Origin of the sequence: Undibacterium sp. TC4M20W, from assembly GCF_049340245.1 — a bacterium.
Taxonomy (GTDB): domain Bacteria; phylum Pseudomonadota; class Gammaproteobacteria; order Burkholderiales; family Burkholderiaceae_D; genus Undibacterium.
In genome coordinates this window covers 110,214-125,205 of sequence record NZ_JBMPPI010000001.1, presented here as the reverse complement: position 1 = coordinate 125,205, position 14,992 = coordinate 110,214, and the positions used below count along the sequence as shown (strand labels likewise).

The 14,992-nt window shown below is 48.4% G+C and carries 12 protein-coding genes; 5 read left to right on the top strand and 7 right to left on the bottom strand.

Translation table 11 applies throughout. The features are described from left to right. Positions 1-513: 513 nt before the first annotated feature. Positions 514-777 carry a translation initiation factor IF-1 gene (gene infA, locus ACO0LL_RS00640; protein ID WP_162039515.1) on the bottom strand — a complete coding sequence of 88 codons (264 nt, stop codon included), beginning with the start codon at positions 775-777 and terminating at the stop codon, positions 514-516. Between the two features lie 552 nt (positions 778-1,329). Here infA and ACO0LL_RS00635 point away from each other — a divergent pair. Continuing rightward, positions 1,330-1,626 (top strand): c-type cytochrome, encoded by a 297-nt coding sequence (locus ACO0LL_RS00635; protein ID WP_422949319.1) that lies wholly within the window; start codon positions 1,330-1,332, stop codon positions 1,624-1,626. Here ACO0LL_RS00635 and ACO0LL_RS00630 read toward each other — a convergent pair. After that, positions 1,592-2,482 carry a LysR family transcriptional regulator gene (locus ACO0LL_RS00630; protein WP_422948963.1) on the bottom strand — a complete coding sequence of 297 codons (891 nt, stop codon included), beginning with the start codon at positions 2,480-2,482 and terminating at the stop codon, positions 1,592-1,594. The genes ACO0LL_RS00635 and ACO0LL_RS00630 overlap by 35 nt on opposite strands. Before the next feature lie 133 nt (positions 2,483-2,615). Further along, the gene (locus tag ACO0LL_RS00625) at positions 2,616-3,488 is read right to left on the bottom strand and encodes an alpha/beta hydrolase (RefSeq protein ID WP_422948962.1); all 873 of its coding nucleotides are present in this window, start codon (positions 3,486-3,488) and stop codon (positions 2,616-2,618) included. Positions 3,489-3,747: 259 nt separating this feature from the next. Between ACO0LL_RS00625 and ACO0LL_RS00620 the strand changes: the two genes are divergently transcribed. After that, entirely contained in the window at positions 3,748-4,722 is a 975-nt protein-coding gene (locus ACO0LL_RS00620; RefSeq protein ID WP_422948961.1) for an MBL fold metallo-hydrolase, read from the top strand. Between the two features lie 67 nt (positions 4,723-4,789). Beyond that, on the top strand, positions 4,790-5,485 hold the full coding sequence (locus ACO0LL_RS00615; protein WP_422948960.1) for a glutathione S-transferase family protein: 696 nt from the start codon (positions 4,790-4,792) through the stop codon (positions 5,483-5,485). A 67-nt stretch (positions 5,486-5,552) separates the two neighbouring features. Here ACO0LL_RS00615 and ACO0LL_RS00610 read toward each other — a convergent pair whose 3' ends face one another. Both ACO0LL_RS00610 and ACO0LL_RS00605 read right to left on the bottom strand, forming a co-directional pair. Next, positions 5,553-6,272, bottom strand: coding sequence for a LytR/AlgR family response regulator transcription factor (locus ACO0LL_RS00610; protein WP_422948959.1), 720 nt, complete (start codon positions 6,270-6,272; stop codon positions 5,553-5,555). 32 nt (positions 6,273-6,304) lie between these two features. Beyond that, a complete protein-coding gene (locus ACO0LL_RS00605) occupies positions 6,305-7,732 on the bottom strand; it encodes a histidine kinase (RefSeq protein ID WP_422948958.1) in 1,428 nt (475 codons plus the stop codon). 417 nt (positions 7,733-8,149) lie between these two features. Here ACO0LL_RS00605 and ACO0LL_RS00600 point away from each other — a divergent pair, with 417 nt between their 5' ends. Next, positions 8,150-10,318 (top strand): serine hydrolase, encoded by a 2,169-nt coding sequence (locus ACO0LL_RS00600; protein ID WP_422948957.1) that lies wholly within the window; start codon positions 8,150-8,152, stop codon positions 10,316-10,318. A gap of 87 nt (positions 10,319-10,405) precedes the next feature. Here ACO0LL_RS00600 and ACO0LL_RS00595 read toward each other — a convergent pair whose 3' ends face one another. Continuing rightward, on the bottom strand, positions 10,406-12,130 hold the full coding sequence (locus tag ACO0LL_RS00595; protein WP_422948956.1) for a response regulator: 1,725 nt from the start codon (positions 12,128-12,130) through the stop codon (positions 10,406-10,408). Further along, positions 12,117-13,640 (bottom strand): ATPase domain-containing protein, encoded by a 1,524-nt coding sequence (locus ACO0LL_RS00590; RefSeq protein ID WP_422948955.1) that lies wholly within the window; start codon positions 13,638-13,640, stop codon positions 12,117-12,119. The genes ACO0LL_RS00595 and ACO0LL_RS00590 overlap by 14 nt, the downstream gene beginning before the upstream one ends. Positions 13,641-14,119: 479 nt before the next feature. On the opposite strand from ACO0LL_RS00590, the gene ACO0LL_RS00585 reads away from it, so the two are divergent. Beyond that, positions 14,120-14,887 (top strand): alpha/beta fold hydrolase, encoded by a 768-nt coding sequence (locus ACO0LL_RS00585; protein WP_422948954.1) that lies wholly within the window; start codon positions 14,120-14,122, stop codon positions 14,885-14,887. Positions 14,888-14,992 lie beyond the last annotated feature (105 nt).

Below are 14,992 nucleotides of genomic sequence, written 5' to 3'. Positions count from 1 at the left end.
GAAGCCAGGTGAAGTAACAAAGTCATGCAGTAGCAGGAAAAATAGCAGCAAAGACAAAGAAACGGAGCACACCACCGATTGTTTGGGCAAACTCAAATGAAGACAGGACAGGTCAGACCGGGATGGTCCATAGCTCGTTCGGCGCACTGTGCGATAAGCACGATAGGGTGATTGAGCGACCATCAGCGTATTTCATCATGCGTCAGCAGTCATCAAGAGGCTGCAATAAAGACCGAATGTATGGCTGCAATCGACTAGGTCAGGTTTAATTTGAAAATGCTCTTGCAAATGGGGGGCGTCCATGTATGCGCCATGCGCACCATTTTTCTTAGGTAGACTTTAAGGCATGAATACGCGCATGAATACACGCATGACTGCACGTATTTTTTTGAGATTTTTGATAAGGAGATGGTGCTCACGGCGCGCCTTGGGACTTTTCTTCAGACAAAAAAATGGGGCCAATGCCCCATTTTTTTACATCTGCTGTATTTGCTGCTGCTACGATAGCTGCGATCAGTAACGACGACGTTGCTGACCACCACCTGATGGTCCGCGTGTTTCAATATGGCGGAATGTGATTCTGCCCTTGCTCAAATCATAAGGAGACAATTCCAGCGTCACCTTGTCACCGGCCAGTATGCGTATGTGATGCTGACGCATCTTGCCGGACGTGTAAGCGATCAGTTTGTGGCCGTTTTCCAGGTTCACACGAAAACGTGAATCGGGCAGCACTTCTTCAACTTGACCATTCATTTCCAACAGTTCTTCTTTTGCCATGGTTTTATCATCTTTATAGTAGGTCGTGACACCTGTACACAGACTGCGTCACTGATGGCAGACAATCACATAATCATCTGCAAGGGATTACGGTGAACTCACTGTTGATCGTCTGATGCCGTGAGACGAAAAGAGTGTGAGTGTTGAAAGAGGCTGTGCACAGATGGCTTTGCCATCACATCAACACAGTACTTGGATAACAGCCAGAAGATTGCGCTCAAGGCCAGTGAGCTTAAAAACTAAAGCACGTCTGTAGCAGACTGCCTGAAACGCCAGTTTCAGCGCTCTTGTCAGAAAAACTTCGATTTATCGGAAGTAAGAATTCTCTTGCAATAGGATTATACCCTGAATGCCGTACTTCTCCCGCGATTTGTCGATAAATTACCAGTCAGATTCCAGATTTAGCCTCATTTTAATGACAAATTGCTCTCAATCCTGATCCGCCCGGCCATTGATGCAATTCAATTTCACATGTGTTTGTCATTTTCAACACAAACGGGCTTATAAAATATTTGCATGGGGCTTGCCTGAAAGGCAAAGAAGCGTTATTCACTGGACAGACAAATCTATACCGCAGGCTTCAGTATGTGCCATGCCGGGCATGCAGATGGCAATGAAACCACGCCCAGGCTGGCAGGCCAGCAAATCGACTATCTCAAAAAAACCATCAGGCGCTACAGGGACAGGACAGGCGAACGCATTTATGAACCCATGAGCGCCAGTACCACAGACTTGAAAGAAGCTGAAATACAGGCCTTGGCCGCGTATTTGTCCAGCCTCAAATACGCAAGATTGTGTCAACTGCAGATGCTGGTCAGCGATGCCGCAAAGCTTCCACCAAAAGCTTGAATGCTGACGAAGAATGCCGGCGGCTTGGATAGTAAAGATGATAGCCAGGAAAAACCGGGCACCAGTCCTGCAGCACCTGCACCAGGCGGCCTTCAGCCACATGTTGCTCCACCATATCCAGCGGCAGATAAGTCAGGCCTATGCCAGCCAGCACTGAGCGCAAGCGCGGGCTGGTACTGTTGAAAATAACCTGGCCTTCAACCCGGACATGGAGTTTTTCGCCCGCTTTTTCAAACTCCCAGACCAGCATGCTGCCATAAGTAGGCAGGCGCAAATTGATGCAATTGTGTTCCTGCAAATCATGCGGCGTTTGCGGCCTGGGATTTTTCTTGAAGTACGCAGGTGAGGCAACTACCGCGATCGGCATGTCGGGGCTAAGGCGTACTGCGATCATGTCTTTCTCTATCTGGTCACCCAGGCGCACACCGGCATCATAGCGTTGCGCGACGATATTGGTCATGCCGTAATCGATATTGATTTCTACCTTGATATCCGGATAGAGCGGCAAGAATTTTTCGAGTTTGGGCCACAGCACATAATTGGCGGCATGCTCAGCCGTAGTGATGCGTATATTGCCAACCGCTTTGTCCTTGAGCTCGCTGAGGATGGCCAGTTCTGCCTCGATTTCTTCAAACCTTGGGCCTATAGTATCGAGCAGGCGTTGCCCTGCTTCCGTAGGTGAGACGCTGCGCGTGGTGCGCGTCAGCAGTCTTATATCGAGCCTGGTTTCCAGCCCGCGTATGGCGTGGCTGAGAGCAGACTGCGATACACCCAGTTGCGCCGCGGCCTTGGTAAAGCTACCCTCGCGCGCGACGATGATAAAAGCCTGCAAGTCATTGAAATTTTCGCGTTGCATTCATGAATCCTGTTCATAAGCTCATGTCAATTATAGTAGCTTATCAAACCTGATCCCCCAAATTCATTGGCGAACAAGACAAAAGCGCAGCACTTGCATCATGCTGCGCATGTAAAAACATCGACCTTACATTTTAAAGGCTGACTTGCTGTATATATTCGCAATACGCTTTTTGCACATCTGTGCGGCGTAACAAGCCGGTGTGTCCCGCGTCCTTGATGTACAACTGGCGCTTGGCCTTGGACGGTATTGCTTCATACACCTTTTGTCCAAGTTCTGCCGGGGTCTGCTTGTCTTTTTCTGCCGTCAGTACCAGCGTTGGGCCCTGGTAGTGCGACATCGCCCTGATGTTATCCACCTGCTGCAAACTGTCCTGGATATTCACGCTGACAAAAGGCTTGGCGTACCACGGCGTGGAGAGCGACACCATATCCCTGACATTGCTGGCCGTTGTTTCCAGGACGATGCCATCAGGCTGGCGTTGCTCCGCAATAAAGCCAGTCGCAAAGCTACCCATGGAATGTCCGTGCACCACCAGCTTGCCAGTGGTGCTGGCGCGCACGGCATCATAAATTTTCAAGGCATCTGCCTGCAGGTTTTTTATATCAGGTACGCCTGTTGTGCGGCCATAACCGCGATAATCAAAGCTCACCAGATTGACATTGCAGGCACCGACGTTTCTCAACATGAAAGGCAGCGAATCTTCTACATGCGAGAGATTGCCACCAAAATACAGCACCGTGACTTTACTGCCCTCTTGCCGGAACGCGGCACCTTCCAGCCTGGTCTGGTCCGTGGCAATCACAGTTTCATCCCTGAGCTGAGCTGCCGGATTGATTTTCTGTATATCGTCCTGCGTCAATTTCTGTCTGAGCTTGTAACCCGTTGAACTATCGGGTCGTATGTACTGCTTGTCTGTGATATCGACATGCATGCATCCCGCCATCAGCGTGCCTATACCAGCTACAAGTAGCGCAGAAAAACTATGTCGTTGAATGAGACGCATGCTGACTCCATGATGAACAAGTAGCAATAATATTAGCATGTCCGGTTCGGCTCGCTCCTGGCTTTGAGAATAGCAGCGCATCAATGCTGTTTTACTACCTTGGCTGCCTGCTTTAAGCACTCTCACTACAATTTATTTTGCATAAATCGCAAAGATGGTTTGCAATGAAGGTAATTGTATCGATTTTTGCAAAGCAATAAAATCTCTTCCACCAACAAGGTATTAACAACAAATGGCGAATAGCCTGGAGGAAGAGAACATGATTAAGAACACTTTACACACACTGGCCCGCGCAGCTTTATATCTGTCCATCGCTGGTGCTTTTGGCATGAGCAGCAGCGCTGCTTATTCTGCAGCACCGATGGTAAAAACATCTGCCCCGGCGTATTACCGCACCATGCTGGGCGCATTTGAAGTGACAGCACTCAGCGACGGTACCGTCAAACTGCCAGTAGAAAAAATATTGATGGAGCCTGAGCAAAAAACCAAAGATGCGCTGGCAAAATCATTTTTGCAGGCACCGCTGGAAACTTCAGTGAATGCTTATCTCGTCAATACTGGCAGCAAGCTGATACTGATCGATGCCGGTACCAGCAACTTGTTTGGCCCCAGCCTGGGCAAGCTGATTGCCAATCTCAAGGCATCAGGTTATGAGCCATCACAGATAGATGATATCTACCTCACCCATTTGCATCCCGACCATGCCGGTGGTTTGATGGTCAATGGTGCCATGGCTTTTGGCAATGCCATTATCCATGTGCATCAGGCCGAGGCAGATTACTGGTTGAGCCAGAAAAACATGGAACAGGCACCAGCAGATGCGAAGTCTTTTTTTGAAGGGGCGATGGTTTCGCTCAACCCCTATAAAGCAGCTAACAAGCTGCAAACCTTTAGTGCTGACGGTGAATTATTGCCCGGCCTCAGCGCACATTCCACACAAGGCCACACCGCCGGCCACACCTCTTATCTGCTGGAAAGCAATGGTGAAAAAATGCTGGTAGTGGGTGATTTGATCCACGTCGCCTCCGTGCAACTCGATAAGCCTGAGGTGACGGTGACTTTTGACAGCCATGCCAAAGCAGCCTCTGCCATGCGCCAGAAAGTATTTGCCCAGGCCGCAAAAGACGGTGTCATCGTCGCTGCTTCACACATACAGTTCCCCGGCATGGGGCGATTGAAAAAAGCGGGTAATGGCTATCAATGGGTGCCAGTCAATTTCACCTTGATGCCTTAGACAATTGTGGGCCTGCTCATGCGGGCCTGCATCAGTTCATGCCAGCCTTATTATCAAAGAGAAAAAAATGATCAAATTTTATTATCATCCTTCACCCAATCCAGCCAAGGTTGCCCTGTTTCTTGAAGAGTCAGGCCTGCCGTATGAGCTGGTGCCTGTCGATACCCAAAAGGGCGAGCAACATGGCACAGCCTATTTAGCGATTAACCCGAATGCCAAAACACCTGCCATTGTCGATGAAGAAACTGGCGCCGTGGTATTCGACAGCAATGCCATCCTGCTTTATCTGGCAGAAAAATCAGGACAATTCTTGCCCGCAACTGATCCGGTGACACGTGCAGAAACCTTGTCATGGCTGATGTTTATTGCAACTGGCGTAGGGCCGTTTTCAGGGCAAGCAGTACACTTCAGGCACTTTGCACCAGAACCAAAAATCTATGCGCTGAACCGCTATGATTTTGAAGCCTGGCGGCACTGGCGCATATTGGATGCGCGTCTGGCGCAACGACCCTATCTGGTCGGCACAGATTACAGCATAGTCGATATGGCTTTCTGGGGCTGGGCACGCGCCATCCCGTTTATTCTGGGTGATGATGCCTGGAGCAAGCTGCCAAATGTCAAAAGACTGTTTGATGAAATAAACGCCAGGCCAGCAGCCAGGCGCGCAGAGAATGTAAAGAATGCACACACGTTCAAGACAGCAATAGATGCAGAAACCATGGCGGCAATGTACCCACAAAATGAACGGCTTGCTATCGTCTGATAAGTCGTGAATTATTCGTGAATCATTGCAGTGTTCAGGGATGCAGGAACATTGCATCCCTGAAAAATCAGGAAGCACCAAGAAGTTCCTTGATTTTTGGATACATGGAGCGTGAAACTGGAATCTCTTTTGAAAATTTGGTATCGATTGAATATTTACCACCCGCATTGATTGCCAGGCGCTTGAAGTGCTGCATATTCACGACATAGGAACGGTGTATACGGACGAAATTGTCAGGCAAAATTTGTAGCATATTATCGAGGGACTTTTCATGAAAGTGTTGTTGCCCATCGCAGCAGATAATCTTGCTGTAATGACCGTCCGCCTGCAAAAAATCGATGTCGGCAATCAACAGTAATTCCATATTTCCCATTTTCTTGATCACCAGGCTAGCACTTTTATTTTCTGACGGCTGACTTTGCTCAAAGCGTTGAAAGGCCAGAAATAAGCGCTCCTGGCTAAAGGGTTTGGGTACAAAATCGATGACACCAAAGCCAAAGGCAGTCACTGCCCGTTCAGTATGCGCAGATATAATAATTGCCTGGAAGCTGATGGCGTTCTCATTACTTGCCATATGCTTCAACTGCAAGATTTTAAAGCCATCATCGCCCAATAAATTCAAATCCAGCAGCAACAAATCAAAGTCTGTTGCAGCAAGCAAGGCCAGGGCCTCATCAATATCATCACAATGATCTAGTTGAGTCAGCTTTGTTCCAAAAAAATGTCGTGCCTCGCGCAACAGGCGCTGGGCGATCAGGGGCTCATCCTCGACGATCAATAATTTCATGAAGTTTTCTTTGCATTGTATTGATCAAGTTTTCATGTAGAGATGATCGGTAAGTGAAATCGCGCATACCATGCATCATCCGTTTGCTCCACCACATAACTGGCACGGCCATCAAAAATTTCTTGCAGGCTTTGGTGAATATAATGGTTTCCCATACCTGTTCCAGCATGTGCTCTTGGATTGACAGCAGGTGTTTTCATGATGATTTCTATCGACTTTTGGCCGCGATGGATATGCAATTCAAACTTCGTCTCTTGCCTGTATTTATTGTGCGAAAATGCGTTCTCTAATACCGTCAATAAAATAGCTGGCGGAATAATGATGGCAGCTGGATCACCCTGTATCTGTAAATAACATTTCTTTTGCAGGCGGGTACTCATGATCTGTAAATAATTCTGGCATAACTCCAACTCTTGCGTCAAAGCGATGCTGGCGTGGCTGGCATATTCATTCAACATCCTGAATTCTTGCCCCAATGCCTGAATAAATTCTTCTGCCTGTTGAGGAGATTGATGAAGTAATTCTGTTACCAGACTTAAAGAATTCATGAGGAAGTGCGGTTGCAAGCTGCGTCTTAGTAATTGGTTTTCCAATTGCGTGGCAAGGGCTGCTTTTTGCCTGTCGTGGGTGAACTGCTGTAATAGCTGTAGCAAAAGAGTGAATAATAACAAACAAATACTCAGGGCAAAGCCAGTTTCTTCAAAACGAAAAGCAGGTATCAAAAACAGCAGCAGAGAACATAAGACAACGAGCAGGCTCATCTTGCTGGCATTTTTCTGGCGCTGATAGGCGATGAAGTTAATTGCCAGACTCGCAAAAAGCGCGACGCCAAACATCATCACACTCTTGTAGTCAAAATAAGGACTGATAAAAGTCACGGCAGCAGTCAGTAAACCCAACACGCAGCTAATCAACCACAGACGTTCAAACCTGAAAAAAACCAGGAAATACACAGGCAATAAAACAGCAAAAACCCAGGTCAACCCGGCCACCAGATACAGCCTGGTCAGGTGGAATGGATAAACATAGCCAATCAGATCACGCCAGGTTTCGATCATCAACAGGCTACTCGCTACCAGACACAGTATTAAAAAAATTATCCAGTGTGCATGTCGCTGATAAAACAAAGTCAGGCCAGAGAATAACAAGCTCACCAGCAATAAAGCACCCATCAATAACAGCGGCAGAATGATCTCCTTGTTATTGCTCGCATGCGGGTTTGGCTGTTCATTGATGGATAAACGATAGAAAGGATTTTTTACCTGCTCACTGCCGTGATAACTGGACATTTTTAATACCAGCAGATGCGTGCCTTGTTGTAATTGCCCAGGCTTCAGATTCACGCTGTAATCAATAAATCCAGGTATTTCGGCTTCCCTTGTGATGGCAGGTTTGCCATTGCTCCCCACTTTGATGCCATCAATAAATAACTCTGTAGCTGCCAGCAGCGATAAAGTCAAAACTCGATCTTCTTCTGATTCTCCTGATGCCATTGGCATCAGGAAGCGCGCTGCCAGACAGTAATGTTGTTTTGCTTTGAGATCATGCAAGGAAAAGCCTGTTTGCACATCTTGTTCAGACAGAGACCTCAAATTCGTTTCACCACATTGAGAAAAATCGTCAGGTAAGTGCTGGAAACGCAGTCCCATCAAATCCACTTGTGCAAGACAGGGCTGGAGCACAAAGAAGAAAAGAAAAAATAGCAGGCATTTTGTAAAGTTTGAAGTCATGGATGGATTGTAGCCATGTTTTTCTATTGCCAAGTGCAAATCAGGCAGCGCAAGTGCAGTTCGTGCAGTTTTTGCTTTTTTATTGCTGCTGCATGGCTAAGATGTCTGGCCCTGGTTCTCTTTGCGACTATCATCATCTTCATCATCATGCGAAACATATTCCTGTTGTTCTCCTTGTCCATCTTGCTTTTTTCTGCGAAGAACGCAGGAGCGACTTTGCAGCCCGATGCCGATAGACAAATCCGGCTCAAAAAATTTGAGCAGTTCGCCGTCAGTCAAATGGCCAGAGACAACATTCCTGGTTTATCCATAGCTTATCTGCAAGGCAAGGTAATGTGGGCACGTGGTTATGGTTATGCTGATGTTGAAAACAAAGTGCCAGCTACGGCAACATCCAGTTACCGCCTGGCCTCTGTCACCAAACCCATGACGGCTACTGCGATATTGCAACTGGTAGATAGCGGCAAGGTAGAGCTTGATGCAGAAGTGCAAAACTATGTGCCTTACTTCCCCAAAAAACCATACCCCATCACTGTGCGCCAATTGCTGGGGCATTTGGCAGGTATCAATGCCTATGTCAATCCGCAACTGGAACAACATTTCAAAGAGCATAAAAATACCCGAGAATCCATCGCCGTATTTGAAAATTTTGACCTCATCGCTGAACCGGGTACACGATTTCGCTACACCAGTTATGGTTACAATTTACTGGGTGCCGTCATCGAAGGCGCGTCTGGCATGGCGTATGGCAATTACATGAGCAAAAATGTATGGGGCCCTTTGGGCATGACTGCCACGAGGCTGGATGATCCCTATGACATTATCCCTGAAAGAGTACGCGGTTATCAGTTACAGAACCAGCAGATAAAACACGCTGAGTTCATTGACATCAGCAGCCGCTTTTCTGCTGGCGGCACACGTTCTACTGTCATCGACATGCTCAAGTTTGGCGACGGGATTATCCATGGCCGCATTGTATCCAGAGACGCACAAAATATGATGTTTGACTCCATGGAGACCAATAAGGCTAAGTTCACCAACTACAGTGCGGGCTGGCTGACCAGTCCTGTGAATGGCAGGTTCTCTATTTCTCACGATGGTGTACAACCAGAAACCTCTACTTATTTATTCTGTTTTCCTTCGCGTGGTCTGACGATTGCTGTTGCCGCTAATCTGCAAAGAATCGATACCAGCATTTTTGCCGCGCAGCTATTTGAAGCCATTACTGGTGAGGCCTGGGACAGACCGCTGTATATCCATGATGCAGAAAAACGGGTCTATTACGATGCCATGAAGGCGGTATTTAATGAAGGCAATGCTTACTTTGAACATAAGCAAAAAGCTTATGCAGATGAAGTAAAAGAAAGCAGAATACTAAGTGAAGCATTCAGTTCGTTTAGTCAGCAATTCAGTCAGCAATTCAGTCAGCAAATCAGTCAGCAAATCAGTCAGCACTTGAAGTCAGAGGCTATCAGAGTCGATGCAAAGCAGACACAATTTTTCATGAGCGAAGCGCTACACCCCGCTGGTGGATTGCAGTTACGAAAAATTGGCTCGTATATGGCGAAAAAACTGCATGAAAAGAATCACAATTTGTCGTCATATTCCAATAGTACGGCAATCACTTTCTTTCATGACTATATCGCCCTGTATAAAAAAGACAGTAGGGTATCCACGGCATTTCGTTTTGACGATTCGTTTGAACGGCAAGTTGAGCAATTGTATGCGGCCTGGAAAAAGACTAGCCATATCAAATTTGTGAAGCAGGATTTCGATATGCAAGAACACATCCTGACAGCTAAAAACAATACAGTGAGCAAGGCGGGCCTGGTGAAAGCGCTAGCTTCGCTACATCATAAAATAAGGCTCGCATATCAGGATGCCGCAGTAGCGCCTGATTATCTTGCTGAACTAAAGATACTTGCGCAAGATTTAATCCGTAGCGGCAATGCCAATGAGGCGCTGAAGATCGGGCAGCTCGCACAAGAAATTTATCCATCATCAGAGGGCGCGCATGCACTTGCAGGCGTGCTGGAAATTTCTTCAGGCAATAAAGATAAAGGACTTGAATCGCTCAAGACGGCTCTCAGAATTAATGCCAAGGGAGACGCGAGTGCCGTTAGCCTCAATGATATTGCCTATCGCTTGAGAGGAACAAGTGGGCCAGAAGCCGGGTTGAAAATTCTTCAGGCAGCGATAGAATTGCATCCGGGCGATGTGAACTTATACGATAGCCTGGGAGAGTTTTACGTCACGCTGGCAATGAATGAAAAAGCGCTCCTTGCTTACCAAAAGGCCCTGGACATCAATCCATGACATCAAAATGCAAAAGCAGCCATGCAACAAATACAGGCTTTGCAAAAAGCTATGACGAACAAAAATTGAACGCAATATGTGCGGATGCTAATGCCGGGGATGATCTGCCTGCCGGCGCAGTGCCTGATCGACACTGGAAGCAAGTTCGACGAGCTGAAAAGGTTTGCGCAAGACATTATTACCTTCTATGACCTGGTCGATAGCTTCCATATCTGCGTAACCAGTTGCGATGATCATGGGCAGACCCGGGAACTCCTGGTTGGCTATATCAACCAGCTTGGCGCCGGTCATGCCTGGCATGAGGTAGTCCGTGATCATCAGATGCGGTTTTTCGCGCCTGAGTTCACGCAGGCCTGCCTCGCCATCTGCCGCCTGGCTGACTGAATAACCCAGTGCCTCCAGAGATTCAACCATCGATTGCCGGACCGCGTCATCATCTTCGACCACCAGTATACGGGTACCTGCAGCCACCATTCTGAGTACAGGGAAGGAGCTTTGCTTATCTGAATCTGAAAAATCTTCTGCTGACCTGAGCCATATCTCTATCGTGGTACCGATATCGATTTCGCTGAGCACCCTGGCCGTGCCACCGGATTGTTGTGCCATGCCATAAACCTGGCTCAGGCCCAAGCCTGTTCCCTTGCCTACGCCCTTGGTTGTAAAAAATGGCTCAAACACTTTTGCCAGAATGTTAGGCGCTATCCCATGACCGGTATCTGTGACAGAAATAAGGCCGTAAGCGCCCGGCGGGAGTAAGCCTTCCGGTGGTATTGCCCTGCATGCCTTCACCGTCAGTTTGCCGCCAGATGGCATGGCGTCGCGGGCATTGATGCCCAGATTCAGTAAAGCCATTTCTATCTGGTTTTTGTCAGCCATGACAAACTCCAGTTGATCATCCATCTCAAATTCCAGTTCAACCAATGAACCCAGCGAAGTTTTCATCAATTCCCGCACACCTTCAAACAGTGCGCCTACATCAGTTGAACGCAAATCCAGTCTTTGATTGCGGGAGTAGGCCAATAACTGGCCGGTAAGCTTGCCACCCCTTTCACAGGCGCGCCTGGCTACTTCTGCCTTGCGCTTTGCCATTTCATCTTTGGACAATAATAAAATCAAATCCATGCTGCCCTGAATAACATTGAGCAGGTTGTTAAAGTCATGTGCAATACCACCGGTCAATCGGCCCATGGCTTCCATTTTCTGGAATTGCACCATGGCTTGCTGCACCCGTTCACGCTCGATGACTTCATTCATCAATCTGTCATTGGCTTGCGCCAGTGCGCGTGTGCGTTCAACGATGCGGGATTCCAGTGTTTCATTCAATTGCAGTAGCTGCGCCTGGCTGTCACGCAATTTCTCAGTTGCCAGCATTCTGTCTTGCAGGATCTTGCGCGTCTCGTATTGGCGTCTTCTGGCACGCAATGCCGATGCAGCGGCGCTGCGCAGGGTTTCTGAATTGAGGGGGCGTTCCAGCAAGACGATATTGCCTAGCTGATCAAAGACGCTTCTGGCGGCACTTGCAGCAAGACTGCCACCTTTAGAAATGAGTACCACAAATGGAAAGTCAGACCAAGGTTCCTGTTCGCTAAGCCAGGCAATCAGTTGCTGGACGCTGGAATCTTGCAGGATTTCTTCAGCAATTACGCAGGCACCGGCACCAGCCGACAGTTCTGCTACCATGGCCTCAAAATGAGCCACTGCGCCGCAGTCGAAATTGTTGCGTATCAGGAATTGATAAATGACTTCAGCATCCCTGCCAAAGGGCGCAAGTATCAGGATACGTTCATCCAGTGCATTGTTAGCTATCGTCATCAGTATTTTCCACGAGCATCGGGGTCGCACCGCGATAAGTGGGCAAGCCTGTTAATACGCCCTCAAATCCTTCCAGTGCAGCACCGATAGTGATGCCATTATTGGCCAATTGCAGCTCATGGATGGTCAACTGGTGGTTACTGGTTCTGCTCTTGATCACGGTGATGGCGCGGCGCAGCCTGCCATTTGATTCAAAGAACCGCAGCAATACGGTAGTGTCACTCAGGTAACTGAGATCAACGTCCGTACGTACTTCACCTATCAAGCCATGCTGACCCAAGACCAGCACCGTGGTCACACCTTGTTGGTTCAGGTAAGACAGCAATTCATGCATTTGCAAAGTCAGGTATTGCTCACCTGGCATTGCTTGCAAATACGCATTCAGACTGTCGATAACGATGAATTTTACGCCGTCTATTTCTACTGCATCGCGCAGCATCTGTGCAAACTCGCCTGGCGCAAGCTCAGCTGGGTCTATATGCTGGATCGCCAGTTGACCACTTTTTACATAAGGGCGCACATCCGTTCCCAAAGAGGCAGAGCGCGCAAAGAAAGTCCCCAGGCCTTCATCAAACAGGTAAAACGAGGCTTTTTCTCCGCGTTCCAGTGCAGTCAGCAGGCAACGCACCGATACTGTCGTCTTGCCTATGCCAGAGGGGCCGACGATCAGGGAATTGGTGCCAGCAACCAGGCCGCCGCCCAGCAATTCGTCGAAACTGGGCAGCCCGGTAGAGGTGATGCGGGTTTCAAATTCTCTATAGTGTTCAGCTGCCACCAGCCGTGGGAATATTTTAAGGCCGCCAGTTTCAAGGATATAGTCGTGGTAGCCACCACGAAACTTGATGCCACGCATCTTGATGATATTGACACGGCGCCGCTCTTTGCCAAACTCTTGCGCAATTTGCTCCAGGCTGATGACGCCGTGGGCAATACTGTGCAACTGCTGATCAGGGCTATTCGACTTGTCGTCCAGCAGCAATACCGTGCAATCGCGCTGTGAGAAGAACTGTTTCAATGCCAGTATCTGCCTGCGGTAACGCAAGGGGTTTTGTGCCAGCAAGCGCATTTCTGAGAGACTGTCAAAAACCACGCGCAGGGGCTTTAGTTCATTGACGTGGTCCATCACAGTCTTGGTAGTTTCACCGAGTTCAACTTCAGATGGATGGAATATCGATTGCTGCGCATCCGGATGCAGAGAATTGTCATTGGCCAGTTCAAATACCGTGATCTTGCTGATGTCCCAGCCATGACTTTGCGCTACCGCATCGAGTTCATCTACCGTTTCTGACAAAGTAATGTACAGCCCGCGTTGGCCGTGCGCCACACCATCCAGCAAGAATTGCAAGCCCAGCGTAGTTTTGCCCGTGCCTGGTGAGCCCTCTACCAGATAAACACGTTGTGCAGTCAGGCCACCACAAAGAATATCGTCCAATCCCGCAACTCCAGTGGAAATGCGTGTGGTCGATGCAGCTGGTTTGCGGGTTTCGCTTGAATAGGATGTCTCTGTCATAGAAGGTCAGCGCATGATGCGTAAAATTTGAACAATAAAATGCATGAAATAGGAGCCAATCTACATCAGATTTTGCCAGGGAGTATTCGCTTACAGCTAAGTCACGATGAATTGTAATTCTTCGCGGTGATGCCGTATGTGCGAAAACATACATAACGCCCCAGTCCTCATGGCAAAAAGCCGGGTAGCGACTTTATAGAAAGTAAATCATAAATCACCATGAATTAATAAGTTAGGAGCGAGAATATTGTTATAAATATAGAAATAATGTGTTTTTATTTCAACACCTTGAAATGACAATGCATAGACTTTGCTCCTTCCATTTCTGCTGATTTCTAAATGCAAATGTCCGTGCTTTTTAGCGCTAATTTGTCATTTTCTTGTAATAACTCTGCCATCAGCCTGTTCGTAGGCCCTAGACATACTTGCTCAGTCGTAATGCCAATTACATCCCTGTCAACTAACCTCAAGGAGCTTTTATGCCGATCACCATTTCCCCTTTGCGCGCCATTGCTGCAATTACCTCGGTCTTTTTGCTGGCACTGGCTGCCGCGCCAGCGTCTGCTGACCCAGTCAAGAACATCATCCTGGTCCATGGTCAGTTCGCCGATGCTTCTGGCTGGAAACCCGTCTATGACATACTGACCAAAGACGGCTACAACGTGACCATGGTGCAGGAGCCCATCACCTCGCTGGACGAAGATGTTGCGGCCACGATCAGGGTAGTGGCTCGTCAGGATGGCAAAAGTATCCTGGTTGGGCATAGCTATGGCGGCGCAGTCATCACACAGGCCGGCTCTGATGCGCGGGTTGCTGGCCTAGTTTATGTCGCCGCACATGCACCGGATGCAGGCGAATCTACTGCATCCAACAAGAATAAAATCCCCGGCAAGATACGCACAGTCACCACACCTGACGGCTTCGTCTTCGTTGATCCTGCACATTTCCATGAAGACTTTGCTGCTGATCTGTCGGCCGACGTGGCCAACTTCATGGCACGCTCGCAAATACCTGCTGCGGCACGCGTCAACACGACACTGATCACCAATCCGGCATGGCGCCTCAAGCCAAGTTGGTATATGGTGGCAAAGCAGGACAGGGCGATTAATCCGGACCTGCAGCGCATGTATGCAGCACGCGCTGGTAGCCAGACCGTTGAACTTGACGGCGCGCATACTATTTATATCTCGCGCGCCAAAGAAGTGGCCGCGATGATAGAAGATGCTGCCAGATCGGCCAGCAAATAAGCTTGTCTTTTTCAGCGGTTTTCAGGATGGCGGTGAAGGGCCACGCTGATGCAGGTGATGATTTGGCTGGCTCTTTGCATCAGCGCTGCCGCCAATACTGAAGGA

Coding starts and splice junctions, on each gene's coding strand:
- infA (WP_162039515.1), bottom strand. CDS start 777: ATGGCAAAAGAAGAACTGTTGGAAATGAATGGTCAAGTTGAAGAAGTG.
- ACO0LL_RS00630 (WP_422948963.1), bottom strand. CDS start 2,482: ATGCAACGCGAAAATTTCAATGACTTGCAGGCTTTTATCATCGTCGCG.
- ACO0LL_RS00625 (WP_422948962.1), bottom strand. CDS start 3,488: ATGCGTCTCATTCAACGACATAGTTTTTCTGCGCTACTTGTAGCTGGT.
- ACO0LL_RS00620 (WP_422948961.1), top strand. CDS start 3,748: ATGATTAAGAACACTTTACACACACTGGCCCGCGCAGCTTTATATCTG.
- ACO0LL_RS00615 (WP_422948960.1), top strand. CDS start 4,790: ATGATCAAATTTTATTATCATCCTTCACCCAATCCAGCCAAGGTTGCC.
- ACO0LL_RS00610 (WP_422948959.1), bottom strand. CDS start 6,272: ATGAAATTATTGATCGTCGAGGATGAGCCCCTGATCGCCCAGCGCCTG.
- ACO0LL_RS00600 (WP_422948957.1), top strand. CDS start 8,150: ATGCGAAACATATTCCTGTTGTTCTCCTTGTCCATCTTGCTTTTTTCT.
- ACO0LL_RS00595 (WP_422948956.1), bottom strand. CDS start 12,130: ATGACGATAGCTAACAATGCACTGGATGAACGTATCCTGATACTTGCG.
- ACO0LL_RS00590 (WP_422948955.1), bottom strand. CDS start 13,640: ATGACAGAGACATCCTATTCAAGCGAAACCCGCAAACCAGCTGCATCG.
- ACO0LL_RS00585 (WP_422948954.1), top strand. CDS start 14,120: ATGCCGATCACCATTTCCCCTTTGCGCGCCATTGCTGCAATTACCTCG.